The sequence below is a fragment of the Parendozoicomonas verongulae genome (assembly GCF_009711465.1).
GTDB classification, from domain to species: Bacteria; Pseudomonadota; Gammaproteobacteria; order Pseudomonadales; family Endozoicomonadaceae; genus Sansalvadorimonas; species Sansalvadorimonas verongulae.
The window spans coordinates 2,971-3,261 of the sequence record NZ_SMME01000733.1; the positions used below are offsets into that span (position 1 = coordinate 2,971).

Genomic DNA, 291 nt, shown 5'->3' on the forward strand with positions numbered 1-291 from the left:
CACCGGATGCGGTGAAGGCTTTATTACACCCGTCCTTGTCACAAACAAAGGGCCTGTCTCCTGTGTGGATACGTTTGTGCCTGATGAGATTACCAAATTGAGCAAAACGCTTGTTGCACCCATCCTGGTCACAGAAAAATGGCCTGTCATCTTTAGTTTGAGCCTGAAGCTCTCTGTAATGCTCACGCAACCATGTATTGAAATGCGCAAGCCGGGAAGGAAACGGGTTTCCTGAAAGAAGGGGGAAGCAGTGGATGTGACGGAGAGCATCCTCACCCGGAGACACATGGC

The 291-nt window shown here is 50.5% G+C and carries 1 protein-coding gene; it reads left to right on the top strand.

Annotation, left to right across the window (positions count from 1 at the left end; all coding sequences use genetic code 11):
- The coding region (locus E1189_RS25185; RefSeq protein ID WP_230460149.1) for a hypothetical protein at nt 1–235 on the top strand (235 nt) is incomplete at its 5' end.
- Nucleotides 236–291: the final 56 nt, after the last annotated feature.